This window comes from Pseudodesulfovibrio pelocollis (genome assembly GCF_030282845.1).
Taxonomy (GTDB): domain Bacteria; phylum Desulfobacterota; class Desulfovibrionia; order Desulfovibrionales; family Desulfovibrionaceae; genus Pseudodesulfovibrio; species Pseudodesulfovibrio pelocollis.
Genome location: NZ_JASTWE010000119.1, coordinates 1 through 703, shown reverse-complemented (window position 1 = coordinate 703; position 703 = coordinate 1). Strand labels below are relative to the sequence as shown.

Here is a 703-nt window from a genome sequence, read left to right as displayed (position 1 = left end):
ACCCCGTTTTCTTCACGTCTTTCCCTTTCGATTGCGCAAGCAGAGCAACCATCGTTTCTGCACTCCGGCGCGCTTCTTCCGGGCTGGCCCGGTAGTTGGCGATCAGCGCGGACTCACGAGAGTTGAGCTCCGGCTTGGGCGGCTCTTCCACTCCGAGCAACAGCCAGTTGGCGTCAACGCCGTAACGCCGGATAAGCTCCTGTAAAAAACCAGCATCTGGAATCCTTTTATTGTTCTCATACCGAACCAAGGTGTTCCGGCTAACACCTAAAGCTTCAGCAAATTCCTGCTGAGTTGTCTCGCCCCTAATTGAGGCGATTCGAGCTCCTAGCGTTTCAAAAGACACAGCATCCCCTAAGAACCCGAAAAGGTTCTTGACAAAGAACCCAAACGGGTTCACTGTCTAGTCAACACACGGATTAATCAAACTCACACCAATATGAGGCAAACAAAGGAATTACCCAATGAATATGCGAACCTCCAAAGATGTAAGGGCGGAATTTGAACGCAAGGGCATCAGCATCTCCAGCTGGGCGTCGGCCAACGGCTTCAGCACCAACTTGGTGTTTGAAGTTCTGGCTGGTCGCAAGAAGGGCGTCCGGGGACAATCCCACAAGATCGCCGTGAAGCTCGGCCTCAAACGGGGCGAGATCGTGGATGACCGCGAAATCGCCACGGCCATCAACGCTTAACGACCATGCCT

Annotated in this window: 2 protein-coding genes; one reads left to right on the top strand and one right to left on the bottom strand. The window is 53.3% G+C overall.

Annotated elements, in window-relative coordinates; all coding sequences use genetic code 11:
* Positions 1–346, bottom strand: a 346-nt coding sequence (locus tag QQS14_RS16475) for a helix-turn-helix domain-containing protein (protein WP_285908105.1), incomplete at its 3' end; no start/stop codon positions are given.
* A gap of 118 nt (positions 347–464) precedes the next feature.
* On the opposite strand from QQS14_RS16475, the gene QQS14_RS16470 reads away from it, so the two are divergent.
* Positions 465–692 (top strand): DNA-binding protein, encoded by a 228-nt coding sequence (locus QQS14_RS16470; RefSeq protein WP_285908104.1) that lies wholly within the window; start codon positions 465–467, stop codon positions 690–692.
* Positions 693–703 lie beyond the last annotated feature (11 nt).

What these genes read in the sequence shown, in the direction of transcription:
- QQS14_RS16470 (WP_285908104.1), top strand. Translation starts at nt 465, where the DNA reads ATGAATATGCGAACCTCCAAAGATGTAAGGGCGGAATTTGAACGCAAG.